This window comes from Vibrio methylphosphonaticus, assembly GCF_023634655.1.
Taxonomy (GTDB): domain Bacteria; phylum Pseudomonadota; class Gammaproteobacteria; order Enterobacterales; family Vibrionaceae; genus Vibrio; species Vibrio methylphosphonaticus.
Genome location: NZ_JAMKMS010000009.1, coordinates 1 through 25,130, shown reverse-complemented (window position 1 = coordinate 25,130; position 25,130 = coordinate 1). Strand labels below are relative to the sequence as shown.

22 protein-coding genes are annotated in these 25,130 nt (G+C 44.1%); 16 read left to right on the top strand and 6 right to left on the bottom strand.

Going from position 1 to position 25,130, the window contains the following annotated elements; genetic code table 11:
• Positions 1 to 1,299 precede the first annotated feature (1,299 nt).
• A complete protein-coding gene (locus M9196_RS12020; RefSeq protein WP_250617781.1) occupies positions 1,300 to 1,545 on the top strand; it encodes a hypothetical protein in 246 nt (81 codons plus the stop codon).
• 99 nt (positions 1,546 to 1,644) lie between these two features.
• On the opposite strand, the gene M9196_RS12015 is transcribed toward M9196_RS12020, so the two are convergent.
• From M9196_RS12015 to M9196_RS12000, 4 genes are all read right to left on the bottom strand, one after another.
• Positions 1,645 to 3,867, bottom strand: a complete 2,223-nt coding sequence (locus M9196_RS12015; protein ID WP_250617780.1) for a YjbH domain-containing protein — start codon at positions 3,865 to 3,867, stop codon at positions 1,645 to 1,647.
• Positions 3,860 to 4,633 carry a capsule biosynthesis GfcC family protein gene (locus tag M9196_RS12010; RefSeq protein WP_250617779.1) on the bottom strand — a complete coding sequence of 258 codons (774 nt, stop codon included), beginning with the start codon at positions 4,631 to 4,633 and terminating at the stop codon, positions 3,860 to 3,862. The genes M9196_RS12015 and M9196_RS12010 overlap by 8 nt, the downstream gene beginning before the upstream one ends.
• A 330-nt stretch (positions 4,634 to 4,963) precedes the next feature.
• On the bottom strand, positions 4,964 to 5,605 hold the full coding sequence (locus M9196_RS12005) for a YjbF family lipoprotein (RefSeq protein ID WP_250617778.1): 642 nt from the start codon (positions 5,603 to 5,605) through the stop codon (positions 4,964 to 4,966).
• Positions 5,606 to 5,912: 307 nt separating this feature from the next.
• Entirely contained in the window at positions 5,913 to 6,143 is a 231-nt protein-coding gene (locus M9196_RS12000) for a hypothetical protein (protein ID WP_250617777.1), read from the bottom strand.
• Positions 6,144 to 7,041: 898 nt separating this feature from the next.
• Between M9196_RS12000 and rfaD the strand changes: the two genes are divergently transcribed.
• The 7 genes from rfaD (at position 7,042) to waaA (ending at position 14,520) form a co-directional block, all read left to right on the top strand.
• The gene (rfaD, locus tag M9196_RS11995) at positions 7,042 to 7,983 is read left to right on the top strand and encodes an ADP-glyceromanno-heptose 6-epimerase (protein WP_250617776.1); all 942 of its coding nucleotides are present in this window, start codon (positions 7,042 to 7,044) and stop codon (positions 7,981 to 7,983) included.
• A gap of 264 nt (positions 7,984 to 8,247) precedes the next feature.
• The gene (locus M9196_RS11990) at positions 8,248 to 10,020 is read left to right on the top strand and encodes a polysaccharide deacetylase family protein (protein ID WP_250617775.1); all 1,773 of its coding nucleotides are present in this window, start codon (positions 8,248 to 8,250) and stop codon (positions 10,018 to 10,020) included.
• Positions 10,021 to 10,051: 31 nt separating this feature from the next.
• Positions 10,052 to 10,624: an acyltransferase gene (locus M9196_RS11985; RefSeq protein WP_250617774.1), complete on the top strand. Its 573-nt coding sequence runs from the start codon at positions 10,052 to 10,054 to the stop codon at positions 10,622 to 10,624.
• Between the two features lie 16 nt (positions 10,625 to 10,640).
• On the top strand, positions 10,641 to 11,690 hold the full coding sequence (waaF, locus tag M9196_RS11980) for a lipopolysaccharide heptosyltransferase II (protein WP_250617773.1): 1,050 nt from the start codon (positions 10,641 to 10,643) through the stop codon (positions 11,688 to 11,690).
• An 85-nt stretch (positions 11,691 to 11,775) separates the two neighbouring features.
• Entirely contained in the window at positions 11,776 to 12,732 is a 957-nt protein-coding gene (locus M9196_RS11975; protein WP_250617772.1) for a glycosyltransferase family 2 protein, read from the top strand.
• Entirely contained in the window at positions 12,732 to 13,127 is a 396-nt protein-coding gene (locus tag M9196_RS11970; protein ID WP_250617771.1) for a GtrA family protein, read from the top strand. The genes M9196_RS11975 and M9196_RS11970 overlap by 1 nt, the downstream gene beginning before the upstream one ends.
• A 43-nt stretch (positions 13,128 to 13,170) precedes the next feature.
• A complete protein-coding gene (waaA, locus tag M9196_RS11965; RefSeq protein ID WP_250617770.1) occupies positions 13,171 to 14,520 on the top strand; it encodes a lipid IV(A) 3-deoxy-D-manno-octulosonic acid transferase in 1,350 nt (449 codons plus the stop codon).
• Positions 14,521 to 14,624: 104 nt separating this feature from the next.
• On the opposite strand, the gene M9196_RS11960 is transcribed toward waaA, so the two are convergent.
• Both M9196_RS11960 and M9196_RS11955 read right to left on the bottom strand, forming a co-directional pair.
• Positions 14,625 to 15,443 carry a glycosyltransferase gene (locus tag M9196_RS11960; protein ID WP_250617769.1) on the bottom strand — a complete coding sequence of 273 codons (819 nt, stop codon included), beginning with the start codon at positions 15,441 to 15,443 and terminating at the stop codon, positions 14,625 to 14,627.
• Positions 15,436 to 16,647: an O-antigen ligase family protein gene (locus M9196_RS11955; protein WP_250617768.1), complete on the bottom strand. Its 1,212-nt coding sequence runs from the start codon at positions 16,645 to 16,647 to the stop codon at positions 15,436 to 15,438. Before M9196_RS11955 ends, M9196_RS11960 begins: the two co-directional genes overlap by 8 nt.
• Before the next feature lie 761 nt (positions 16,648 to 17,408).
• Between M9196_RS11955 and M9196_RS11950 the strand changes: the two genes are divergently transcribed.
• From M9196_RS11950 to tnpA, 8 genes are all read left to right on the top strand, one after another.
• Positions 17,409 to 18,377 (top strand): glycosyltransferase family 2 protein, encoded by a 969-nt coding sequence (locus M9196_RS11950; protein WP_250617767.1) that lies wholly within the window; start codon positions 17,409 to 17,411, stop codon positions 18,375 to 18,377.
• A gap of 227 nt (positions 18,378 to 18,604) precedes the next feature.
• A complete protein-coding gene (locus tag M9196_RS11945; protein ID WP_250617766.1) occupies positions 18,605 to 19,951 on the top strand; it encodes a 3-deoxy-D-manno-octulosonic acid transferase in 1,347 nt (448 codons plus the stop codon).
• Positions 19,952 to 20,112: 161 nt separating this feature from the next.
• Entirely contained in the window at positions 20,113 to 20,493 is a 381-nt protein-coding gene (locus M9196_RS11940) for an HAD-IIIC family phosphatase (RefSeq protein ID WP_250617765.1), read from the top strand.
• Positions 20,484 to 22,076, top strand: coding sequence for an aminoglycoside phosphotransferase family protein (locus M9196_RS11935; RefSeq protein ID WP_250617764.1), 1,593 nt, complete (start codon positions 20,484 to 20,486; stop codon positions 22,074 to 22,076). The genes M9196_RS11940 and M9196_RS11935 overlap by 10 nt, the downstream gene beginning before the upstream one ends.
• Positions 22,073 to 22,813, top strand: a complete 741-nt coding sequence (locus M9196_RS11930) for a glycosyltransferase family 2 protein (RefSeq protein ID WP_250617763.1) — start codon at positions 22,073 to 22,075, stop codon at positions 22,811 to 22,813. Before M9196_RS11935 ends, M9196_RS11930 begins: the two co-directional genes overlap by 4 nt.
• A gap of 13 nt (positions 22,814 to 22,826) precedes the next feature.
• Positions 22,827 to 23,747, top strand: coding sequence for a WavE lipopolysaccharide synthesis family protein (locus M9196_RS11925; protein ID WP_250617762.1), 921 nt, complete (start codon positions 22,827 to 22,829; stop codon positions 23,745 to 23,747).
• A 25-nt stretch (positions 23,748 to 23,772) separates the two neighbouring features.
• Positions 23,773 to 24,729 carry a WavE lipopolysaccharide synthesis family protein gene (locus tag M9196_RS11920; RefSeq protein WP_284677167.1) on the top strand — a complete coding sequence of 319 codons (957 nt, stop codon included), beginning with the start codon at positions 23,773 to 23,775 and terminating at the stop codon, positions 24,727 to 24,729.
• Between the two features lie 254 nt (positions 24,730 to 24,983).
• Positions 24,984 to 25,130, top strand: a 147-nt coding sequence (tnpA, locus tag M9196_RS11915) for an IS66 family insertion sequence element accessory protein TnpA (RefSeq protein ID WP_406707681.1), incomplete at its 3' end; no start/stop codon positions are given.

Below are 25,130 nucleotides of genomic sequence, written 5' to 3'. Positions count from 1 at the left end.
ATCCTTGGTCCTTGGTCCTTGGTCCTTGGTCCTTGGTCCTTGGTCCTTGGTCCTTGGTCCTTGGTCCTTGGTCCTTGGTCCTTGGTCCTTGGTCCTACAGAATTGTGTTTTTTAAGCGATCTTTGTCAACTACGACAGAAAGCTTCCTGTGTCTTTTTCGCGAGCGCTGGCTAATTAGTAATAACCAATTTTACAACGCTACCGCCCTTCGGTGTTTTACACATAACCGTATTGCGTTTTATCTATAATTTTTGTTTAAAACTGGATGATGATATTGATGTTTTTAACTGACGTGTGGAGAGGGCACTCGACAATCTGCTTTCATATGTTTTAGAAAACGGTATTGTCTATCGAGAACGTCACTGTTCCGCACCGATGCTTAATGCATTCTTATCTTTGAGTCATATCCATATGGCTAGCTATTGTTTTATAAATGGATGTCGAATAGAAGTAAAATTTCGACACAAACTTGGATCAAGATCGCACTTTTTAATTTATCATCATACAGTACTGTATAACGTGAAAATTACGATAGGCGCATTAATCCGCCAAGTTAATAAAAAAAACCGTTTTACATAATTCACACTGGCATTTTATTTCATGGCGTCGGAAGAAGCGCTTTTCTAGTGCGGTACGCGAGAGTCTAACCAAGCGTTTTTCTTGCTCGCAAGCGGGGCAATAATTTACAAAAACCATTTTTATATCTGACCTTTACTCTCATTCAAATCGCATCTCTGTCTATTTTTTGACATTAAAAACCGCATCAAACAGTGCCTAACCCCATTAAGTATGCAATACTGTTTAAGGCGAGTATAGTTCAGCGTTGATAATGGCTGTTACTTTATTGAGTACGCGAAAGATAATGAGTAGATTAACTGACGTGTTAGATTTTAACTTCTAGGGGTTAATAAGCCATCCCATCATCTAGAAGTTAACCAAATTAATTGCGCTCGAGTCTGGCCTTTTCGGCTCTAGTGTTCTCTAAGTGCCCGGTTATTATTTCTGAATTGATATTACATTGGTAGTACATTTTTAGCACGAAAAGGGATCAATATCACACTTTGACACTGCACTGACTTTACCCGCGCGAATAACATTCACCCAAAAAATACCTACTACCACTAAGAAACACCACCCAAATAAAAGCCCAGTCAGCCCTGAATAATTGCTTACATTTAAGCATAAAACCTGCTTTCCCCAGAAACCGGGGACGCTTTAAATTCGTTCTTCTCTGCGCATCACCGTCGCTTTGGTATCAGAGTCTCGCCGACTCTGACACCGGGTATGGTGGGTGCTGGTATGGTGTATTGGAATCAGGGGGGTTTAATCTGTTGTTCTCTGCGCATTCACTGTCGCTTTGGTGTCAGAGTCTCGCCGACTCTGACACCGGGTATGGTGGGCGCTGGTATGGTGTATTGGAATCAGGGGGCTTTTAATTCGTTCTTCTCTGCGCATGCACTGTCGCTTTGGTGTCAGAGTCTCGCCGACTCTGACACCGGGTATGGTGGGTGCTGGTATGGTGTATTGGAATCAGGGGGAGGTTAATCTGTTCTTCTCTGCGCATTCACTGTCGCTTGGTATCAGAGTCTCGCCGACTCTGACACCGGTACCGTGCCCAGGACCTAGGACCGCTCTTAACCCGCTCTATTCCCGCTCTATTACCCCATTCGGTCTTTGCAACCACGGCGAACGCGCGTCGGTTAGATTGAACAACTGGTATTTACGGCTTAGCATCTGGCCGCCATCACGCGTGATGGGCTGCCATGAGATGTTGGCGCGGTTGGCGCTTGGTTTGACTGTCATGATATCGAAGGGGATCGAGACATAAAATCCTTTGGTGAAGCTGCCTTCGCCAAAATCTTCGGCGCTCATATTGGTGAAGCTAGCATAGGCGCCAGCGATCACGCCGCTATCAAACTGCTTAGAGAAATCTACGCGTGTACCTAAGTCACCAGCGAGGAATTTACCCACGCCCACTTTTAGTAAGGTGTTATCAATAAATTGCCATTGCGGCATGTAGTAACCGGTTAAGAAGCCTGTTGTGCCTTGCGGCAGTACTTTGTAGTAGCGGCCATCGCGTTCGCTGTATTGCTGCTCTTCGGTGAACACGCCAAACCAGCTATTGGGATCTCGCTGCGAAATAAGGTTAACATCCGCGCCAATGGCCCAGTTTTGATTCAGTGGGCGATATAACACCTCGCCACCCGCACCCGCAAACATACTTTCTAAGTAGCCACCATAGGCTTGACTGTAAAAGCCGCTGCCGAGTTCATCTAGCCAGGTTAACTGCAAATTATTCATGCGCACTGGGTTATCTGTGACGTACGAGCGGAATAGGGTTCGAACTCGTGGTACATCGGTGCCATCCGGTGGCACTTCGTAGTTAAAGCTGTCGTAGTTATCCACCACATTAAAGTGAATGCCACCAGACACGTTAATATTGCGAGTTAACCAGTACTCCGCGCCTACATCCACACCAATTTCAAACAGGTAGAAGTTCTCCGCCGAACCAAAAGATTGCGCCAACGTGGGTGACACGTGGTAATCGAAGGCATCAAAGCCGTCATACACGGTTTTCTTGCTGGTGCTGTCGCTTAAATCAATTTCTTCTCGCCCTGTGGCGGCGTCACTAAAGCTTTTATCAATACTTTGATTAATGGCGATGGTTTGGTAGGTTTTCGCATCAATAGTCGTGGACATCACTGGGATGTTTTCTGCGGTTTCGACAATATCATAACGCTCTACACTGCTTGGCAATGCATTACTTAGAATCGCGGCGGCGCGTTCTTGCGCTTCGGCTCTGTCTCGGTATTTACTTTGGCTGGCGGTAATAATGGCTTTATCGCCATCCACTTCAATGGTTGCATCTTTATAACCGGCGTTACTGGCTAGCTGGTCCGCCACTTTTTGCCAATCCACGTCTTCTACGCTTTTTGCAGCATCTGTGGGTCTGGGTTGTACTGCTGGCTCATCTAACCACACGGCTTTCATGTCGTTGAAGTTGGTGCGAAGGGTAAAGCCAAGCGCTAGCGAGTTACCGCGCTGATAGCTAACTCGAGCGTCGCCCCAGTCGCCCAAGCGATACAATGCCCCAACGTTCCACGGCGTAGCGGGAGTCATATTCACGCCAGCTCGCTGCACCGGGAAATCTTGCGAGTAGTCGTTGCTGTCATACTCTAACTTTAAGCGTAGAGGTTGCCATGGGGTTTGGTATTCTACACCACCAAACAATGCTGCAGGACCTTTAAACCAGCGCTCATAATCCACCATGCCGCCTTTCCCTTTTAGATCCGACGGGCGATTACAAAATTCATCACTGATCTTACAAAACGGGTTGGCAATGTTATTTCTGGTACCGAGGTACCCCCAGCCCATCCCTAAGGTAATATCTAGGCTGCCGTAGCGTTTCGTGGCGGCGACAAACTCGCCATCAAAGAGCCCGGTCCCCCCAAAGTCACGAAAACCAACCGAGGTTTCCGGCAGATAATCGCCCTCTTGCCACAGGCGAATTTTAAAATCGATGCCTTTGTCGGTGTATTTTGTGTCACCACTAAAACTCGGATCTGAGCTGTAAAATAGATCCTGCACCAAGGTATAGCGCACCGTGGTTTCTAACCAAGGCATGACCTGCATGCTGATGTTGTATTTATGGTATTGCGAGTTCCAGTCCCCGTTAATACTGAATTCCCCTTCACGCGCCATCCGCCCTGTGGGCATTTGCATTAAGCCTACCCCACCAAAATCTGATTGCGATGGCGTGAGGGTTGCGGGCTCAAAAGGGTCGGCGAATACCGCGCTGCTCAACACACTGCCCGTTAGCGCCGATGATATAGCCAAGGCCAGTAAGGAAGGGGCTTTATTATTCATTATTATTCATTACCTTATGACGAAGCAGTTGCGCTATTTCTTGGTTGAGTGAAGCGTATTGAGAAGGCAGTGAGTCAAACGGTACAAATACCGTCGCGCCCGGCGCAATAAAATGCGGCTTGAGATTCCAATTGCCATAGTGAGCAGTATTAATATGGCCGTCTGGCTGGATGACTAACGCTAGGCTGGTACTGGCGCTGTCGAGCCTTAACTGACCAAGTACTTTAAAGTAGTCCGCCAAAAACCACTGCGAACGGTGCAATGGTTGTTCTACTTGTTTCACCGCGCCGAAGAAATAGAGGTGCGGGTCTCTTGTTGCCATGTTCAGTTGGTACTGCCCATCTAGCAATGGGTTACGTTTTAGCTGTGATTGCACCACGTCGTAGTCGAGTGACGTAAATTCACGGTACTTAAATTCTGCAGCGTTAATTTGCGCGATCAGCTTATCGGCACCAATTGTTGGTTCTTCTAAATTCAACTGTTGTAACTGAGCCAGCACTTCGCGCTTTTGGGATTCAATTTGCGGCTGTTTGTTCACATCAAACAACTGCGCTTGTAATGACTCGAGTTGATGTTGTTGATTACTGGCTTGTTTGCGCGTGTCTTTCAACACTTGCTCTAGGCGCGTCGGTTGATTGTAGTCCAGACGAAGGCTTTGCTGCGGTAACGATACCGACAAACCAGCAGACAGATCCGTCGCGATAGAAGGAAAAGCTAGGAGAAGTAAGGCACTAGCGGTGAGGAGTTTTTTACATCCTTGAAGCATGGGGGATCCTTGAGAGTTTATTATTTGGTCCTGTGGTCCCGTGGTCCCGTGGTCCCGTGGTCCCGTGGTCCTGTGGTCCTGTGGTCCTGTGGTCCTGTGGTCCTGTGGTCCTGTGGTCCTGTGGTCCTGTGGTCCTGTGGTCCTGTGGTCCTGTGGTCCTGTGGTCCTGTGGTCCTGTGGTCCTGTGGTCCTGTAAAATCATGTTTTTAAAGCCGTTTTTGTCAACCAAAAACAAGCCATTTATTCTATATTTGCGATAAGAGCCACCCAAAAGCTAGAAATCGCTCCTCCCTAGGGCCATAGAACCATAGGACCGCTCTTAACCCGCTCTTATATCGTCGGCACTTTCAACAAGGTCATTTCAACCGTGGTCATTTCTGGCCCTAGCTGTTCAATGCTTTTTATAACATTATTGGTTTTTATATCTTTCCAATAGGTATTCACTAGTTTGCCGTCGATGGCGTCAAACGTGACGGTTTCTGTGAGCTTTTGGGTGTTGTAAGTGCTTAAATCTGTGGTAACCGTTTCACTGCCTCGATTTGTTTGCAATGCAATACCCTTGTAGCCATAGCGGTATTTCGGCATCCAGTCGTACGTGACCTGCCAAGAGGTGTCGGTTTGTTGCTGGCGGCTGATGCTGGCTAAGTTGTCGCCATACAGACCAATCGTTTTTACTATGCGGCCGGATTCGGTGATGATTACGGCGCGATCTGAAGAAATCCATTTGTACTGCATGATACCGTTTTGAGTATTAGGTTCGGCAAACGCTAATACCATGAAAATCTGTGGTCCTTCATTAATTCGAACATAAGCGCTGGCATAAGGAAGCTTTCTGATGTTTTCGGCGGTGAGGGCGGCATCATCAGCACCAAATAAAGCTTCGGCCATAGTGGCATTCACGTCTTGAAAGCGTTGTGAACAAGCGGTAAGGAAAAGTACAGCACACGCGAGTAGGTACGGCTTAAAATTCACACTAACGTCCTTGTGAAGGGAATAAATGGGTTCTGTGGTTCTGTGGTTCTGTGGTTCTGTGGTTCTGTGGTTCTGTGGTTCTGTGGTTCTGTGGTTCTGTGGTTCTGTGGTTCTGTGGTTCTGTGGTTCTGTGGTTAACAAAAAGGCATACACCACTACAAGTCAAACACTTAACAACTAAAAATTACAACTTATCGTGCATTCCCACAGGGCCATAGGGCCGCTCTATCTCTTCTACCATAGGGCCGCTTTTAAACCCCCCTTACGATACAACATGCAAGAGGAGCTTATTTATTACTGCAACAGCTTAGTTAGCTGGAGCGGTAACTGTTGTTGCCGTGCTGTCATCTGAAGATGCAGCTGCAACTACTGTCACTGCCGCAGCAGCGCCTACAGCGATAGCACCGGTTGTTGCCGCGCCAACACCAGCACCAGCGCCAGCACCAGCACCCGCTGCACCAGCACCTGCTTCTGCTTCCGCAAACGCTGGGCTAGCCATACCCGCTGCAATCGCCATAACTAATGCGATTTTTTTCATGATTATATTCCTTTACTAAATTATCGATAATTCAGTGCACTCAGTTGAGCACTCTGAATTGTTATGTTAGTAGAAAGTATAAAGCGTTGTAAATGAGTATTTTTTTACAATTTGCTGACAAAGGGGGGAAGAGCGGTGTAAGAGCGGAATAAAAGCGGCCCTGGGACCTAGAGGGGGAATACGTAATTTGTGGCGAAAATAGAACCAAAGTCACTACATGACAAAGCAATACAATAAAAAAACATAAGCAAAAGATCTAAAACACTTCCATAGACAAACTCTTCCCGACTCTGACACTGATATCGTGCCTAGGACCCAAGACCGCTTTTAATCCGTTCTTTCCCTACATATTCACCGTCGCTTTGGTATCAGAGTCTCGCCGACTCTGACACCGATATCGTACCTAGGACCCAAGACCGCTTTTAATCCTCTCTTCCCCCTACATATTCACCGTCGCTTTGGTATCAGAGTCTCGCCGACTCTGACACCGATATCGTGTCTAGGACCCAGGACCGCTTTTAATCCGCTCTTTCCCTACGCATTCACCGTCGCTTTGGTGTCAGAGTCTCGCCGACTCTGACACCGATATCGTGCCTAGAACCTAGGACCGCTTTTAATCTGTTCTTTCCCTGCGCATTCACCGTCGCTTTGGTATCAGAGTCTCGCCGACTCTGACACCGATATAGTGCCTAGGACCCAGGACCGCTTTTAATCCGCTCTTTCCCTATGTATTCACCGTCGCTTTGGTGTCAGAGTCTCGCCGACTCTGACACCGATATCGTGCCCACTCTTCTCCAGGACCCAGGACCATAGGACCGCTCTTCACCCGCTCTTATTCCCCCTTCCCCTCAAATCTTATATACTCAAACTAATTATCCTATTCAAATGGAAGAGTTTTATGATCATCGTAACTGGCGGTGCTGGCATGATTGGCAGCAACATTATCAAAGCGCTAAACGCAGCAGGCTTAAACGACATCCTTGTGGTAGACAACCTTAAAAATGGTCGTAAGTTTAAGAACTTAGTTGATCTAGATATTACCGATTACATGGATCGTGATGACTTCCTGACTCAGGTCATGGCAGGTGATGACTTTGGTCCTATCGAAGCGGTATTCCATGAAGGTGCTTGTTCTGCAACAACTGAGTGGGATGGCAAATATGTCATGCTCAACAACTACGAGTACTCAAAAGAGCTACTTCACTTCTGTTTAGAGCGTGAAATCCCGTTCTTGTATGCCTCTTCTGCCGCGACTTACGGCGAGACAACCGTCTTTAAAGAAGAGCGTGAATACGAAGGCGCATTAAACGTTTACGGCTATTCAAAGCAGCAATTTGATAACTACGTTCGTCGCTTAACCGCAGATGCTGAAGCACACGATGAAACACTGTCGCAAATTACGGGTTTCCGTTACTTCAATGTTTACGGCCCGCGTGAACAGCACAAAGGCAGCATGGCGTCGGTGGCGTTCCATCTAAACAACCAAATGAATGCCGGTGAAAACCCTAAATTGTTTGCTGGTAGCGAACAGTTTATTCGTGATTTCATCTACGTGGGCGATGTAGCGAAAGTGAACCTATGGTTCTTGGAAAATGGTGTGTCTGGTATTTTCAACTGCGGAACCGGTAATGCGGAAAGCTTTGAAGTAGTAGCTGAAGCGGTTATTAAGCACCACGGTAAAGGCGAGATTGAAACCATTCCGTTCCCAGAACACCTAAAAGGCGCGTATCAAGAATATACCCAAGCGGATTTAACCAAACTGCGCGCCGCTGGTTGCGATATTGAGTTTAAGACGGTTGCGGAAGGTGTGGCTGAGTATCTGGCGATTGTGAATAGCTAATGGGTCCTGGGTCCTGGGTCCTGGGTCCTGGGTCCTGGGTCCTGGGTCCTGGGTCCTGGGTCCTGGGTCCTGGGTCCTGGGTCCTGGGTCCTGGGTCCTGGGTCCTGGGTCCTGGGTCCTGGGTCCTGGGTCCTGCAGGATTGTGTATTAAAGGCGACACCTGTCAACGACAACCAACGGTTTTTCGTATATTCACCACAAGCACCACCTAGGGCCTAGGAACCGCTCTTCCCTAGGACCATTTTTAGTTTTAAGGATATCACCATGAACATTCTTATGGCCCTCTCCCAGCTTGAAGTCACGGGAGCGGAAGTCTACGCCACGACGGTTGGCAATGAATTAACCGCCCGAGGCCATAATGTGTTTTATGTGTCTGACACACTGACCAAACCTCATGATGGTCCATTTTTTTCACTGCGCTTTAATAAACGCAGTGTGCCCCGTCGCTTTTGGCACGTGGGGTATCTTATTTACCTTATCAAGAAGCACAATATCCAGTTGGTACATGCCCACTCTCGCGCGTCAAGTTGGAGCTGTCATGTAGCGTGTAAGCTCACTGGCACGCCAATGGTGACCACAGTTCATGGTCGTCAGCCGGTGCATGCAACGCGCAAAAAGTTTCACGCGATGGGCAATAAAGCACTGCCGGTTTGCGAAGCGATTCGTGACCAATTAGCGAATGAGCTAAATGTGCCTTTAGAGCAGATGGAAGTTAGCCGAAATGGCATTGAGACGGAGCGCTTTCAATGGTGCCCTGCCCCTGAAAATGCGAAGCCGGTGATTACCATTGTCGGACGATTATCAGGACCCAAAGGTGAACTTTGTTATCGCCTATTAGATGAATGCTTGGATTTGGATCGCTATCAAGTGCAAGTGGTATCGGGCTCGACGTTTGAATCTCGCTTCGAAAAATTCAAAGATCAGGTCACCTTTACTGGCTATACCCATGATGTGCCCAAAATGCTCAGTGAAGCTGATTTGGTCATTGGTGCCGGGCGTGTAGCAATGGAATCTTTGCTATGTGGTCGTCCTACTCTTGCCGTGGGTGAAGCGCAGTGCATCGGTATTGTCGATCCCAACAACGTTACTAAGGCCATGGCGAGCAATTTTGGTGATATTGGCCCGCAAGACTTGGATATCGATTTTACCGTGATTCCAAGCATGATCGAGCAAGGGTTATCGACGCCACATTGCGATGAAGCCACCAGCCAAACCATTCGCGATAATTACACGCTCACTAAAGTCGTCGATCAAGTTGAGCGGATCTATCAAGATGTGTATATCGATACACTGCGCCGTGAAATGCCGGTGATCATGTATCACCGTTTTATCAACGATGACAGTGGCAAAGGCGTGCATGGCACTTATCTTCACATCGATATGTTTGAAAAGCACCTTAAGCTACTAAAGCGCATGGGTTTTGACAGCCTAACCTTTGAAGATTTGCAAGATGCTCGCCTTATCCGACGTTTGGAAGCAGGAAAGCGCTACATCATGATCACTGTGGATGACGGCTACGTCGATAACCTTGAACTAATGCTGCCAATGCTGGAAAAATACGGCTTTAAAGCGGTGGTTTATGTGGTCACCGGGGAAACTTTTAACCGATGGGATGTTGAAAACCCAAACAACCCTGAAAAGTCTGTGCCGCTGATGAATGCCCAGCAAGTTAAGCAGCTTTCGGCCTCACCCCATATTGAAATTGGGGGTCATACCCTAACGCACCCTAAGTTAGATACGCTCAGCGATGATGCGCAGAGAGTAGAAATCTTTGAGAACAAACAAACGCTCGAAACCTTGTTAGGTAAGCCGCTAACGTCATTTGCCTATCCATTTGGTGAGCACAATCAAGCGTCAAAAACTATCGTTGAAGAACTAGGTTACCAATACGCGGTGGCGACCAATTCTGGCTCATTGCGTTTTCATGAAGACCCGTATCAAATTCGCCGTATTGCGATTTTCCCAAGAACTGATGTGCTCGGGTTGTGGCGTAAAGTACGTGGCAATTATTTATTTAGAAAGGTGAAGAAGTCATGACCGTACTTCTTCATTGCTGGAGCGATCTTAAATGAATATACACAAAATTAAGTCCCTCATTACCCTCAAGCTGTTTAATAAACTCAGGTTTAAAAGCACAGCGAAGGTCAATATTTCACCTTTCGCTAAGCTACGTGGCTGCCGCATTCAGATTCAGGGTAAAAATAACACGTTAACCATTGAGGCCAATACCTACCTGAAAAACACCTGTATTGAGATTGTAGGTAATAATTGCCAGGTTCATATTGGCCATCATGTCCATATTGGTGATGATTGCTATCTATCCGCTCGTGAAGCAGGCACTATATTATCCATTGGCAACCATACTTGCCTCTCTCGCAACGTTAAGCTCATGACAAGCGATGGTCATGATATTCTCAAAGACGGCGTTCGAATTAACCAAGCAAAAAGTATCAAAGTAGGCCAGTCAGTTTGGATTACTGACAACGTGACGGTCTTAAAGGGCGTCACGGTTGGAGATGGGGCTATTTTAGGAATAAACTCAACGGTCACTAAGTCGGTGGGCGAAAAGGAAGTCGCGGTAGGTAACCCCGCTAAAATCGTAACCGATAACATTGAATGGAAAGCCAGCCTTACTTATTAATTCAGGCCTAAAATAGATGAAAATACTGATTATTGGTCCCTCTTGGGTCGGTGACATGGTGATGTCACAAAGCTTGTACACTGAGTTAAAACACCGCTACCCTGACGCTACTATTGATGTGTTGGCCCCAGCTTGGTGCAAACCCATCTTGCAGAGAATGCCGGAAGTAAATAACGCCATTGAAATGCCGATTGGCCACGGCGCTTTTGATTTAAAGGGGCGCTGGAAGATTGGCCGTAGCCTTAAAAAAGAGGGCTATACTCACGCCTACATTCTGCCAAACTCGGCGAAATCTGCACTTATTCCTCTGTTTGCGGGTATTCCTAACCGCATTGGTTGGAAAGGTGAAATGCGCTACGGTCTGTTAAATGACTTGCGCCCAAACAAGCGTATCTTCCAATATTACGTAGAGCGTTTTGTTGCGCTAGCATCACAACGCGATAAGATGCTTGATGAGGTCTCGCTTACGACATGCCCTCGCCCTAAGCTTTCTATTGATAGTGCTATTCAACATCAGGCGTTGGCTAAATTTCAGCTCACCGTCCAGTCAGCCCATCAGCAAACAGCCGGGCGCACCGCGATTGGTATGTGCCCTGGAGCAGAATTTGGCCCAGCAAAGCGTTGGCCTGAGCAGCACTATGCTGAAGTGGCCCAGCACATTATCGATAATGGTCAACAAGTCTGGCTGTTTGGTTCAGCCAAAGATAGAGAAGTCACAGAAAAAATCAAACAAAGCCTAACCGTTCAAGCCCAAGCGCATTGCTTTAATCTTGCAGGAAATACCTCGCTAACCGAGGCCGTCGACTTACTGGCGGCATGTGATACGGTAATTAGCAACGACTCTGGTTTAATGCATGTTTCAGCGGCTGTTGGTTGTAAGATCATCGCCATTTACGGCTCAAGCTCTCCCGATTATACACCGCCGCTGAGTGACCGCGTGCAGGTTGTGAACACCGATATTGAATGCCGTCCATGTTTTAAACGCGAATGTCCTTTAGGACATATGAACTGTTTAAAACAATTGTCGCCAAGTACGGTTATTGACTCGCTTTCTCTTAAGTCGTGAACTTTCCCAAACAAATACGCTCCAATCAAGCATCAGTGCTATGGTTTACGCTAATCTCGATAGAACAACAGATAAGGTAATAAAGATGACCTCTCCAACAGTCTCAATTGTTTGCCCCTGCTATAACGAAGAACAAGTCGTCGAGCTATTTATGGAGCGGATCAGTAAAGTCCTTTCTGACTCCCAATATAGCTATGAAGTTATCCTTATTAATGACGGAAGCAAGGACAACACCCTAGCAACCATCAATGAACTTCAGCAACAATATCCAGATATTCGTGTTATCAATTTATCCCGAAACTTTGGTAAAGAAGCCGCCCTTACTGCTGGTATTGATAGTGCACGCGGTGAAGTACTGATCCCTATTGATGCAGATCTACAAGATCCACCAGAACTCATTCATGACTTTCTTCGTAAGTGGGAAGAAGGCTATGACGTGGTGGTTGCAAAACGAGTCGATCGTAGTACCGATTCTTGGGCGAAAAAATTCTCTGCAGAGTTATTCTATAAGTTCCATAATGCTGTAGCTCAAGTTGAAATCCCTGAAAACGTTGGTGACTTTCGCTTAATCAACCGCCGTGTTGTTAATGCTATTCAGCTACTTCCAGAAAACCAACGGTTCATGAAAGGTATTTTCTCATGGGTCGGTTTTAAAACTGCCGTCGTTGAGTACAAGCGCGAAGCGCGAGAAGCTGGCGAAACCAGCTTTAACGGTTGGAAATTATGGAATTTCGCACTCGATGGTATTACCAGCTTTAGTACGGCTCCACTGCGCATTTGGCTATATGTGGGTGGGTTTATCTCCGCTCTGTCTTTTATTTACGGTAGCGCGACCATAATCAAAACCCTGATCTATGGTATCGATTCTCCTGGTTACGCCTCTTTGATTACCGTGATGCTGTTTTTAGGTGGCGTACAACTGATTGGTATTGGCGTGATGGGCGAATACATTGGGCGTCTTTACATGGAATCAAAACGTCGTCCCACTTACATTATTGAAGAAGACAGCTTGAAAAAGCCACTAGACCAAGGATCTAAGTAATGCGTTCACTGCTAGATAGGCTACTGCAATATCGTATTGTTCGCTTTGCTCTAACGGGAGGGATGGCAACCGCTATACATCTTGTGGTTGCTTTTAGCTTTCTGCACCTCATTCGAGATAATGTACTGCTTGCCAATATCGCAGGCTTCTCTTTAGCCTTTATTTTTTCGTATTTCGCCCAGACGTTAATCGTATTCAAAAACAAGGTGAATTGGGGCAATGCTCTGCGATTTTTCATGGTGCAGTTTGGTGCTTTGTTAGTTTCTCAAGGGATCAGTGAGCTATTTTCTGATCTCAATAGCTATGTCCGAGTCGTTATGGTCGTAGTTATCCTACCTATTGTGACGTACGTGATTCATAAGGTTTGGACATTTTCAGACAAAACCGCCGCCTAGTTTTGAACGTCGTCATGTATTATTTCATTAAGAGAACACCGCTATGCTGCGTTTAATTTACAGTTTACTCCTTGCTCTCGTGGCTCCAGTGTTCCTATATGGCTTATTCAAACACAAACCCGGTAAGCCAGCGGTTGGCTCCCGCTGGAAGGAGCATTTTGGCTATACGCCAGCTATCGACTCTACCGTAACTGCCAGCTCAACAGTCATTATCGACACTGCAACTAGCCACAATACAACAGCCAATAGCAGTAGCAGTAGCAGTAGCAGTAAAAATAAGCCCGTTGTATGGTTTCACGCAGTTTCTGTCGGCGAAGTGATTGCGGTTACCCCGTTAATTAAGCGCTATCTCACTCAGCATCCAGACAAGCAAGTGCTACTGACCACCACCACACCAACTGGTGCAGAGCAAGCTGAAAAGCTTGCTCCTGAGGTTATCCACCGCTACATGCCGCTTGATTTCTCCTTTGCTGTCCGAGGCTTCCTCGCAGCCATTAAGCCTGTAAAATTCATTATTGTCGAAACCGAACTTTGGCCCAATACGCTGCATGAAGTCGCCAAGGCAAATATTCCTATTTCCGTCATCAATGCACGCCTTTCCGAGCGTTCATGCCTGCGTTATCAAAAGGTTTTACCGATATTTCGCTGGCTATCATCAAAGTTAGACCGAGTACTCTGCCAACATGCCGATGATGCCTCTCGCTTTCTAAGATTAGGAATGAACCAAGAAAAAGTGCACGTCACGGGGTCAATCAAGTTCGATATTTCAGTTGAGACTGATGTTCTTTTTAAAGGGAAAAGCTTACGAGAAGAGCTTGGCACTAATAGAGCGGTATGGATAGCGGCTAGCACACACCAAGGTGAAGACGAACAAGTACTGTCTGCGCATAAAAAACTGCTGGAATCACATCCTAATGCGTTGTTAATTTTGGTACCTCGACACCCTGAACGCTTTAATCAGGTTGCAGACTTATGCCAAGCACAGGGTTTTTCTTTAGTACGCCGTAGTGAAAAAAACAATGCACTCCATTCCGGAAGCGCTGTATACCTGGCCGATACCATGGGGGAAATGATGATGCTTCTCGCCGCTAGTGATGTCTGCTTTATGGGTGGCAGCTTAGTCGGTAAAAAAGTCGGCGGGCATAATTTGTTAGAGCCTGCGGCTGTAGGAGTCCCATCCATAACGGGCCCTAGCTATTACAATTTCAGTGACATCACCGCACAACTTGTGGCTCAAAACGGCAGCGCTATTGTGTCCAACATAGAAGAGCTGGCAACCTTACTTGCAGATTGGCTTAAGCAGCCGGAGTTACTTAGAAACATGGGGGTAAATGCGCAGCAGGTTGTTGATGATAACAAGGGGGCATTGGCTCGTACCCTCAACGCTATTTAAATATTAATTCTGCGTCACCTGTACTGATGTTCCTCATTTTAAACAGCCTCATCTAGCCCTATAAATAGGGGCGAGATGAGGCACGTTGAAAGCACTGGTTAATGTTATTCCGGTAAAGTATCTAAGCCAAATTGGGTATAAGCGATTTTTTCCTCTTTCACTTTCGCGAATAAAACATCATTTACCGGTAGTCGAGGCAACTCTTTATGATAGATATGAACTTGATTAGCTTTATAGAAACAATTATGGATTTCGACGCCTAATAGTTGCAGTCGAAAATCAATATCGCTGTCTTCCCCTGTCCCCGCTGCTTCATAGCGCATATCAAAGCCGTTAATGCGTAACAAGTCAGCCTTGTGCAAAGAAAGATTACAGCCGACAAGTCCTTTCTTTTTATTTTGAAGTTTTTGTCTTAACCACTCATTTGATAGTCGGTAACCCTTTTCTACATTCTTTCCCTGACCTCGCAAACCATCAACAACCATTTTTCCAAAGTTATCAACAACAAAGCGTTCGGGAGAGGAGGACGCTACAAGTAATTCACTGCAGCGAGGAGAAAGATCTGCTCGTCGTCCATTCACGACTCTATTCAGCTTGGCTTCACTGAGATGATCTTCAACAAAATGAGTCTGAGGGACGCAGTCACCGTCAATAAAAATTAGATACTCGCTGCGGCTGGCTTTGATACAAAGATTCAAGCAACGATTTTTTCTAAAGCCAGCGTCTTCATGCCACACATGTTGAATGTCTAAAGGCGAGTCGGCAATTTCAGCCTTTAGGTTAGCGACGACGTCCTCACGAGATCCATCATCAGCTATGATGACCTCAAAATGCTTTTCGCTCTGACTCTCTAGAGCTTTCAATACCACTGACAATACATCTAGGTTGTTGTAAAAGGCGACAATAATGGACGCTTTATACATGTTGATTTTCCTTACTAGAGGCTTCTGCATCACTAAATCGAATCGCAAGGCAGCACATAAAGGCAGCCATTAAGGTTTGGTAGTTGAGTTCATTACTATAAAACACACCGATCACTAAAAATGACATAATAATCAACATCGCAGAGTGTAACCATGCACTGTTCGGCGTTGCTATATATCGGCTCCAAAGGGCACGACAAACCGCATAGAGCCCAACACTCATAACCAGCAAGTAAATCACCCCCATTCGATTAAGTACGTTGAAAAAGGCATTATGAAGATCACTCAATGACACCGTTGTATTGACAGAATTCATATAACTTTCCATCTGATTAGTGCTTTCTAAATAGGCACTAAATGGTCCAATTAAATTTTCAAATCCGCTCCCAAAAAGGATTAACCTCCAATCATTACTTAGATTATGTAAAAAATACTCGATACCGTGGGACCACATGCTAAAACGAGCTAAGTTTGACAAATTATTCTGCAAATCAAAAATTGACACAAAGCTTGTTATTGAATTCTCAATAACAGAAGGGTTCCACAAGTAGGTGACCACACCAAAAAACACTGAAAAAACGATAAAATACGGCAAATATCGACGGTTGAGTAAAGAGAAGTACACCGCTAGAACTAACGAAATACCCAGAAGTGCTCCTCGCATTCCAGAAATAAGTAATGTGAAAAGCAAAAGGAAAAAGACACTACCATAAAGCAATCTTACCTTGAGTGAAGCGTTCCCAAAAAGCAGTGGGAGAAACATCGCAAGCGCATAGCACAAGAACTCCCCCCAACGACCTAAATCCCAAAAACTGGCTATTCTTTCAATTTCACCTGATTCCATTAGAGAGCGCAGATAAAGGGAGTATATACACGCAATCACACTACCAAATATAAAGAAGTAAAAAGCATTGGTGCGCGTTTTCCGATCTTCCAAGCAAAACAGGCAAACAGGCAGGAGTAACAGCATACTCCCTTTGCTCACAAAGTCTTTTGCGCTATTTACACCGCCATCGGATAGTAAAGAACAAAACACACCCACAAAAAATAGACTAATCAATGCCTTGTTTACTGAACTAGTGTTATAGAACGACACGTTGGCTCTCTGCTGAACGATAACCACCAACATTAGTAAGAGTGTTAAAATAGTAAATATCCCAACCCCTGCTTTAGATACCCCCAAAGACAAGGCTAAACCTGACATACACCAACCTAATACTGCCATTGTTTTTTTTGAAGAGTCTCTCTGTAGCACGCCAATGCCCTCTAAGCTTATACTTGTGTCGTTACACGAGATTTTATAGTGATTTGACTTTCGAGTCATTACTTACCCTTTGAGAGTCATGCTCACCGAAGCATAACACACAGTAATGTGAACTTTTTCGTCAATTAGCACTGTCTTGTATCCACGTGTATCAAACCACAGTCACTATTATTCCAATTGATGTTTAGTTTGAACTTTTTTGTGAAAGAACGCTTTAGACGTTCATAATTGTCCACGTGCTTCTACTGCTTGAAAAAAACATTGTCTCTAAATGCTAAATATATACACCTGGTTTTATATGCATTGTAATCTCAGACATATCGTTTTTGATGTACGAGCGCCAGTCCACATTACGGCGACCATAGTGTCTAATGAATATCTCGATATCAAAATCAAAAAATGGTCATACTAAAATTTTACAAGAGTTCAACTCACCTGCATAATCTTGGCATCTCCTTTATCGATGAGCATTCATGGTGTTATTTGCCCATTCAACTCAATATCTCTGCATACGTGGGCTTTCCTCTAGTGGTGATATCTGTAACACCACCATTTTGACGCACTGTTATACATTCCGTACACCTTTCGTGCGTGTATTGCGACTTTGGAAATGAAAGCTATGTACAAACAGGACTTTGATGGCGACACTCCATTGAAGGAACAAACAATAGATGCAATAAAACAGACCCTATAGGTTAATTATGTCTAAAGCGAACCCGACTATTTCCATCGTCTGCCCTTGCTACAACGAACAAGCCGTGCTTAACATTTTTATGGCACGTATCACCACTGTGCTACAACAAACAGAGTACAGCTATGAAGTCATTTTAATTAACGATGGTAGCAAAGACGATACGCTCAGTGTCATGGAATCGTTGCGAGAGCAAGATAGCCACGTTCGAACTGTCAATCTATCTCGAAATTTTGGTAAAGAAGCGGCGTTAACCGCTGGACTTGATTTAGCACGCGGTGAAGTCATAATTCCGATTGATGCAGACTTACAAGATCCACCAGAACTTATCCACGATTTTTTACAAGAGTGGCAAAAAGGCTTCGATGTGGTGGTTGCTAAACGAGTTGATCGCAGCACAGACTCATGGGCCAAAAAGCTTTCCGCCGAGCTTTTCTACAAGTTTCACAATGCCGTCGCACACGTCGAGATCCCAGAAAATGTCGGTGATTTTCGTTTGATCAACCGCAGAGTCCTGACAGCAATTCAACTGCTACCCGAAAACCAACGCTTCATGAAAGGTATTTTCTCTTGGGTTGGCTTCAAAACATCGGTTGTTGAGTACAAACGTGAATCTCGTGAAGCTGGCGAAACCAGTTTTAATGGTTGGAAGCTTTGGAACTTTGCGTTAGATGGCATTACCAGTTTCAGTACCGCCCCTCTACGTATCTGGTTGTATGTGGGGAGCGTCATTTCTGCCTTTGCTTTTCTTTATCTCAGTGTCACCGTTATTAAAACGTTGATTTTTGGCATTGATTCTCCCGGTTACGCTTCGTTAATCACTGTGATCCTCTTTTTGGGTGGTGTGCAGTTGATTGGCATTGGCGTATTAGGGGAATATGTTGGTCGACTCTACATGGAATCAAAACGACGTCCCTCCTATATTATTGAGAGTGACAAGTACCAAGGAAAAACACAAGAAGACAACCAAGCGCCATAACAAGATAGCGAATGGGGTAAAGCAGCTCGCTTTTTATGGTGCAGCTTTACTCTCTGCTGGTGGCTATTTAAGGCATCCCTGAATCGTTTCAGATTTAAATAGCCACATGAGTGCATCATTGTGGTCTTGATTCTACCCATCATTACTTATATCGTTCATACGTTGTGGACTTTTTCTAAGTCAAAGCAATCTACACTTAATCAATAACTAGGTATCTGAGTCTTCAAATGTTCTCAAAATCGTTTTTAGAAAAACACTTCTCAAGTCTGTATTTTATTGGCCTCCTAATCGGGCTTGCATTTGCTTTTACTTACGCTGACCACCAAATTCTTTCGGGCGATCAGACACAGATGATTGAGAAAGGCTACTTAGGTGCCTATGCCGATGTCTGGCTTAACTTTGGTAATGGTGCGAGTGCCGTGGGTAATGTTCCCGGCTCTCTATCCACCTGGCTAGTTGGAGGCCCATTACTCATTTGGGATTCACCTTGGGCGCCAGTATTACTGCTGTTTGTTATGCGTATCGCTTCGCTATTCCTACTCGATTCAGTACTTAAACACGTTTTTGACAAACCTGTTCGTTTAGCATTTTTAGCTTTGTATTGGCTGAATCCGTGGCTGCTTTACGATAGCCTACTCTACAACCCGTCTTACTTGTGTTTCTTTGCTTCACTGCATTTGTGGAGCGCATTTAAGATGCGAGAAAAAACATCGTTTATTTATACCTTTTTGCATATTCTCTCTATCGGCTTAGCCATGCAGCTTCACTATTCTTGGCCAGTACTCGCGGTACTATCGCTCTATATGCTCTATCGGGGAATGGGCAATGTATCGTGGACTGGCTTTGTTGCCGCTCTACTGGTTTTAGCTGCATCACTCATCCCTTATACCCTTGAATATTTGGCAAATGACCAATTGAGTAGAGACGACAGCGACCGCTATATTGGTTACGGTCTAGTGCACGTTTATCCCGTGTTAAAGGCTCTGCTGTACTGGGTCCGCTATGCTTCCCTCTTGTTTTCCAACAAAGTGATTGCCTACAGCGAGTTCCACTGGCTAACCAGTATTGATTTTCTAAGATTGGCAGCGCTTTATCTCTGGAAAGGCATCATCTTCATTATTGGCGGCTTATCCGTTGTGGTTTCTGCCAAAGTAAGTTGGGACTGGTGGAAATCCATCAAAGGCGATATTAAGCGTGAAGCCGGTATCCCAGTAAAAGAAGACCTAGACAAATGGCTTAAACTCTATGCCTTTGGCGCGGTAATTGGTGTGTTGGTCAGTGCAGCGCTATCCCCTATCACGTTCTCTTACTGGCATCTTATCTTGATTTATCCGTTGGCGTTAATACCGATGATGTTTGCTATTCGACGCTACGCAGAGAGCCATGGGGCATTAGCAGCAAAAGTTGCGCCGTTCATTGTAGGCTACCTACTACTGATTAACCTATTGGCTTCTCATGACAGTATTAAGTATTCCTACACCCTTGATTTCTCACAGCAAGTTGAAGAGTATTTATTGGAAACCCCTCAACGATTCAAGCTAGACCAACACGACGACTTTAAAGATGCCTTATAGCTATGCAGCGCTGGCCCCGCTTTTTTATACTCAGCTTAGTTGCTCCACTTTTACTATATGGATTGGATAAACATTAGCGATAAAAGCATAGTAGAATTAGATCAAGGCGCACTGCGTAAAACTATTGATTACATTACTCTTAGTAAGATACGGGATAAAAAATGAAGCGACTAATTGTTGATTTAGATGGAACGCTCACTCAGGCAAATACGAGCGATTACCGCAACGTACTACCAAAAGAAGATGTCATCCAAAAACTGAGATCATATAAAGAGCAAGGTTTTGACATTACCATATCGACAGCTAGAAATATGCGAACTTATGAAGGTAATGTAGGCAAAATTAATATCCATACTCTGCCAATAATTACAGAGTGGCTTGATAAACATGATGTCCCTTATGATGAGATTTTAGTCGGCAAGCCTTGGTGCGGTCATGATGGCTTTTATATTGATGACCGCTCGGTGAGACCATCCGAATTTGCCGAGCTTTCGTTTGACGAAATTAACGAACTATTCGATAAGGAAAAAACATGTTCCTGATCATGTCAGCAGCCTATGTAGGTCAAGAACTTCAATCGGAATTTGGTCGAATCCCTCCAAGTTTTTTACCTCTTGGAAACCGTCGCTTATTCCAGCATCAAGTAAAACTCGCTCCAGAGAAGGCTGCTGTTCATCTCTCTATCCCTGAATCTTTCAAAGTTTCAACCACTGACTTAAACTGGCTCAAAGAAAATAATGTAACACTTATAAAAACACCAGATGGCTTAAGCCTTGGCGCTTCCTTAGTCGCAGCACTAAACTTGACTGAGCACTCTCTTGATTCACCTCTTCATGTGCTGTTTGGTGACACTTTATTTACTGAACTACCTCAGGGTGATGATATCATCTGTGTTTCCGATGTGACCGATAGCTACAACTGGGCTATCGTGACCAATGACGACTTTCAGTGGTTAAAAGATGGTGACAACAATCTAGAGTCTGGCTCACACAACATCGTGAATGGCTACTTCAAATTTAGCCAGCCGAGACAACTAATGCGAGCAGTTACTCAAAGTAATTGGTGTTTTTTTAATGGGTTAAATCGCTATCACAACACTATTGGGCTGACCAGCGTCTACTCTGAAAAATGGTTGGATTTCGGTCATGTGAATACATATTATCGTTCCAAAGCACACTTCACGACTCAACGAGCATTCAATGAGTTAATGATTACTTCTGACTGGATAGAAAAGTCTTCAATCAAGAACAGTAAGATAGCGGCCGAAGCAAACTGGTTTGCCAAACTGCCATTTTCTCTGCGTGGCTATATCCCTCAATATCTGGGTCACAAAAGCAGCAATGGGCGAATTTCATACCGTTTAGAATATTTACATCAAACAGCATTAAATGAACTCTACGTGTTCAGTGAGCTACCTGTCACTATTTGGGAAAAGATCATACAAAGCGCTGTCGGGTTCTTAAAAAGCTGCCTCTCTGAAGCCGCACCGATAAATGTACCAGCCAATAGTATTGAAACTCTATTCAGCCAAAAGACCCAATCTAGGCTTACAGAGTACTGCCAGCAACACACTATTTCATTGACTGATCTTTGGACGTTTAATGATGAAGAGCCGGTGTCATTAAGCACACTGTTAACCGAGAGTGCAAAGCACTTACCAAACGACAACGATGATTGGCCTAGTTCCATACTCCATGGGGATTTTTGTTTTAGCAATATTCTTTATGACTTTCGAGCCGATAGAGTAAAAACTATCGATCCTCGAGGTACAACCCCAGAAGGCACCGAAACTCTTTATGGCGATATACGATATGATATTGCTAAGCTGAGTCATTCTGTACTTGGAATGTATGACTGGATCATTGCCGGTTACTTCGAGGTGTCGATTAGTCATGATCAGATAACCTTCAACATCGAAGAAAGTCCACAACACCAGATTATTCAACAGCGTTTTATTGAACTTATCGAAAAAGAATTCAATATCTCTGCTGTGACATTAATGGCTATGCAAATCCAATTGTTTTTATCGATGCTTCCACTTCATAGCGACGATAAAAAACGGCAAAAAGCACTGTTTTCTAATGCATTTAGACTATACAACAAAATGAAAAGGTTAGAGAAATGATAGTTATCCCTATGGCAGGACTAAGCTCCCGCTTTTTTAAGGCTGGCTACAAAGAGCCAAAGTACATGCTAATGGCGCATAACAAGACTCTTTTTGATCATGCGGTTGGCAGTTTTTCTCAGTACTTTAAAACTGAGAGCTTCCTGTTCATCGTTCGTGATGTGTACCAAACACCTAAATTCGTCGCTGAGCAAGCAAAGAGTATGGGAATCGATAACTTTCATATCGTTAGTCTAGATCAAGAGACTAGGGGACAAGCGGAAACCGTTACGCTGGGAATTGAGAAGTGGCAAGAAGAAACGGATAACCAAAAAGACTGTCCAGTTACCATTTTTAATATCGATACATTTAGGCCTGGCTTCACTTTTCCTCAGCTAAATAAACTAGGAGATGGTTATTTAGAAGTCTTTAGAGGTTCTGGTGATAACTGGTCTTTTGCCAAACCAATCTCCGATGACTCAACTCAAGTAAGCAAAACGACAGAAAAGAATCCCATTTCAGACCTATGCTGTACCGGCTTATACCATTTTCGTTCTCTTGCTCAATACTTAACGGCTTATTACACCTATCTAGATAAGCCAATAGACACTTGGGAAAAAGGTGAACTCTACGTCGCCCCCCTATACAATAATCTTATTGAACAAGGTCTAGAAATTCACTACAACTTAATTCCACGTGACGAGGTTATTTTTTGCGGTGTTCCACAAGAATATACTGACTTCTTACAAACGAAATAACATAGAGTAGAATATGACTTTGACGATACCGGATTCTGATATTACATTTGTTGTTCAAGGGCCTGTTCAAGCTACTGCCGCAAGAACCCAGATTCAAGGGGTTACACATCAATGCCTTGAATCCATTCAACGTTACTTTCCAGGTTCTCCAATAATACTATCTACTTGGCAAGATCAATCAACACACGGGTTGAATTATGACGTTCTTGTCGAGTCAGTAGATCCTGGACCAAACGTAATTATTAATGGGACTACACCCCAAACTCTAAATAATAACCGACTAATCGTCAGCAGCCATGCTGGATTAACTCAAGTCAAGACTCGCTATGCTGTAAAGTTAAGGACAGATAATGTGCTATCTGGCCGAGCATTTCTAACAAGCTATTTGGCTCATTTTGATGTTAAGCGAGATCCTAAAATGAGTTTCTTTAAGCAACGAGTATTGACAAGCAGTGCTTTTTTTATTGGTTCTCACTATGGGAAACCTGTTCATTTCCATAAAAGTGATTTATTTGATTTTGGGCTCACTGAAGACCTCTTAAAAATCTGGTCAGGCCAAAAAATTGGTCAACTTGAATTTCATTTAAAGCCAGGAAAAAAAGAGCGTTATCCTGCCACAGAACAATTTTTATGTCTTTCTTGGTTAAGTGACCTATTAGGGTTGCCATTGCATATTAATAACAAAGCTGGCGATTCAGCGGGGCTCGATAGCACATTTTGGGAAAATTTTCTTGCTAACAACCTAATCGTTGACACTCCTGAAGCGTTGCAACTAGACGTAACTGCACGTTTCTATAAACGAGGGAACTTATCTCTCGAATATGATATTTTGGATTGGAAGGCTTTAACTGAAGGGACAAAAATAAAGTTAGATAGAAAGCGTTTGGAACGTGCTTTTAAGTCTTTAATTGGGAAGCTTTCTCGTAACCTTTGATTTTATTATTTGAGTTAACAGTATTATGCTTATAGAAAGTAACGAAATTAGCTTTGTTCTTCAAGGGCCCATTGTGGAGCATGTGACTTCAACCTCGATATCAAATATAAGAAAGTTATTCCCTAATTCCTATATTATAATTTCAACTTGGAATAATGCAGAAGTCGACAACATTGCTGCCGATAGAGTTATACTAAATAATGATCCCGGACCAACTATCGTAGAATTTGATAAAAAAGGAAATGCACGAACCACAAATGTTAATAGACAAATTGTATCAACTGTTGCCGGATTAAAAGCCGTCAGAACTAAGTTTGCTGTTAAGGTTAGAACTGACAACATCATTAATGGCTGTGATTGGTTAGCCCATTTTGATGAATATACACAACGAAATGAAGAATATTCAATTTTTGAAAATCGAATAATCGCCTCTTCCCTGTATGCAAAGGAAGTAGCCAAAGGGATTTCTGTCCCTTATTTCTATTCCGATTTTTTTCACTTTGGTTTAACCAATGACCTATTGACATTATGGGATATCGATTGTCTTAAAGAACCGTTCTTTAACCCTAGAAAGTTAGGCAAAAAACAACATAAGCAAGCGCCAAACCGTCTTCTTCATATCGAGCAAATATTATTTCTAAAATGTTTAAATAAATTTACAAAAACTAAATTAATGGACGAGTATGGGCAAAGATCTGACATTAAAAAGTCAATAAATTTATTGGTGAATAACTTTATTGTACTTGATAGCAAAGAGCTAGAAATTATAGTGCCAGCCAGACTTAATCAAGTTAACACATTTCCATATAAATTCTCTGACCACCAACGCTGGTTGTGGCTTTATGAAAAAGCATTCAATTTACCACTTACCGGTTCAGTTAAATTCAGAATAAAGTGGTGGTTAGCCAGATTGTTCAAGCTATTCCACAAGGGAATTCGAAACACAATCAAAACTACATGGATTAGACGAAAGACTCGATAACGTTCATCAGGTAATCTGAATGCTTCCCCAAAAAAATCTAATGCCGATCATTTAGACCTTGAATTATTCTTTAAGGACTCTCAAGATCCAAATGAGTTCATCGATGCAGTTCACGTCTGTTGACAAAGGCACTCTTGACCCAAGGCTGATCTATACGTTGTTCATCAATCAACCGTAAGCGCACCATAAACCCCGCATTCTAATCATCCAGCACGAAGAATAAGATCAACTCTCCAGCCCAAAGGAGAGTTGAAATGGCAAAACGACGCACCGACCTAGAATGGCAAGCGCTGTTTGAACAGTATGAAAGCAGCAATATTACCCAGCGCGCTTTTTGCGAAGAACATGGACTGAGTTTATCCACGTTCTTCGCCAAGCGGCGTCAACTCCAAATAGTAAAC

Coding starts and splice junctions, on each gene's coding strand:
- M9196_RS11970 (WP_250617771.1), top strand. CDS start 12,732: ATGCGTTCACTGCTAGATAGGCTACTGCAATATCGTATTGTTCGCTTT.
- M9196_RS11985 (WP_250617774.1), top strand. CDS start 10,052: ATGAATATACACAAAATTAAGTCCCTCATTACCCTCAAGCTGTTTAAT.
- M9196_RS11990 (WP_250617775.1), top strand. CDS start 8,248: ATGAACATTCTTATGGCCCTCTCCCAGCTTGAAGTCACGGGAGCGGAA.
- M9196_RS11945 (WP_250617766.1), top strand. CDS start 18,605: ATGTTCTCAAAATCGTTTTTAGAAAAACACTTCTCAAGTCTGTATTTT.
- M9196_RS11950 (WP_250617767.1), top strand. CDS start 17,409: ATGTCTAAAGCGAACCCGACTATTTCCATCGTCTGCCCTTGCTACAAC.
- M9196_RS11920 (WP_284677167.1), top strand. CDS start 23,773: ATGCTTATAGAAAGTAACGAAATTAGCTTTGTTCTTCAAGGGCCCATT.
- M9196_RS11960 (WP_250617769.1), bottom strand. CDS start 15,443: ATGTATAAAGCGTCCATTATTGTCGCCTTTTACAACAACCTAGATGTA.
- waaF (WP_250617773.1), top strand. CDS start 10,641: ATGAAAATACTGATTATTGGTCCCTCTTGGGTCGGTGACATGGTGATG.
- M9196_RS11925 (WP_250617762.1), top strand. CDS start 22,827: ATGACTTTGACGATACCGGATTCTGATATTACATTTGTTGTTCAAGGG.
- M9196_RS12020 (WP_250617781.1), top strand. CDS start 1,300: ATGGTGTATTGGAATCAGGGGGGTTTAATCTGTTGTTCTCTGCGCATT.
- waaA (WP_250617770.1), top strand. CDS start 13,171: ATGCTGCGTTTAATTTACAGTTTACTCCTTGCTCTCGTGGCTCCAGTG.
- M9196_RS12000 (WP_250617777.1), bottom strand. CDS start 6,143: ATGAAAAAAATCGCATTAGTTATGGCGATTGCAGCGGGTATGGCTAGC.
- M9196_RS11955 (WP_250617768.1), bottom strand. CDS start 16,647: ATGTCAGGTTTAGCCTTGTCTTTGGGGGTATCTAAAGCAGGGGTTGGG.
- M9196_RS11930 (WP_250617763.1), top strand. CDS start 22,073: ATGATAGTTATCCCTATGGCAGGACTAAGCTCCCGCTTTTTTAAGGCT.
- rfaD (WP_250617776.1), top strand. CDS start 7,042: ATGATCATCGTAACTGGCGGTGCTGGCATGATTGGCAGCAACATTATC.
- M9196_RS11975 (WP_250617772.1), top strand. CDS start 11,776: ATGACCTCTCCAACAGTCTCAATTGTTTGCCCCTGCTATAACGAAGAA.
- M9196_RS11935 (WP_250617764.1), top strand. CDS start 20,484: ATGTTCCTGATCATGTCAGCAGCCTATGTAGGTCAAGAACTTCAATCG.
- M9196_RS12015 (WP_250617780.1), bottom strand. CDS start 3,867: ATGAATAATAAAGCCCCTTCCTTACTGGCCTTGGCTATATCATCGGCG.
- M9196_RS11940 (WP_250617765.1), top strand. CDS start 20,113: ATGAAGCGACTAATTGTTGATTTAGATGGAACGCTCACTCAGGCAAAT.
- M9196_RS12010 (WP_250617779.1), bottom strand. CDS start 4,633: ATGCTTCAAGGATGTAAAAAACTCCTCACCGCTAGTGCCTTACTTCTC.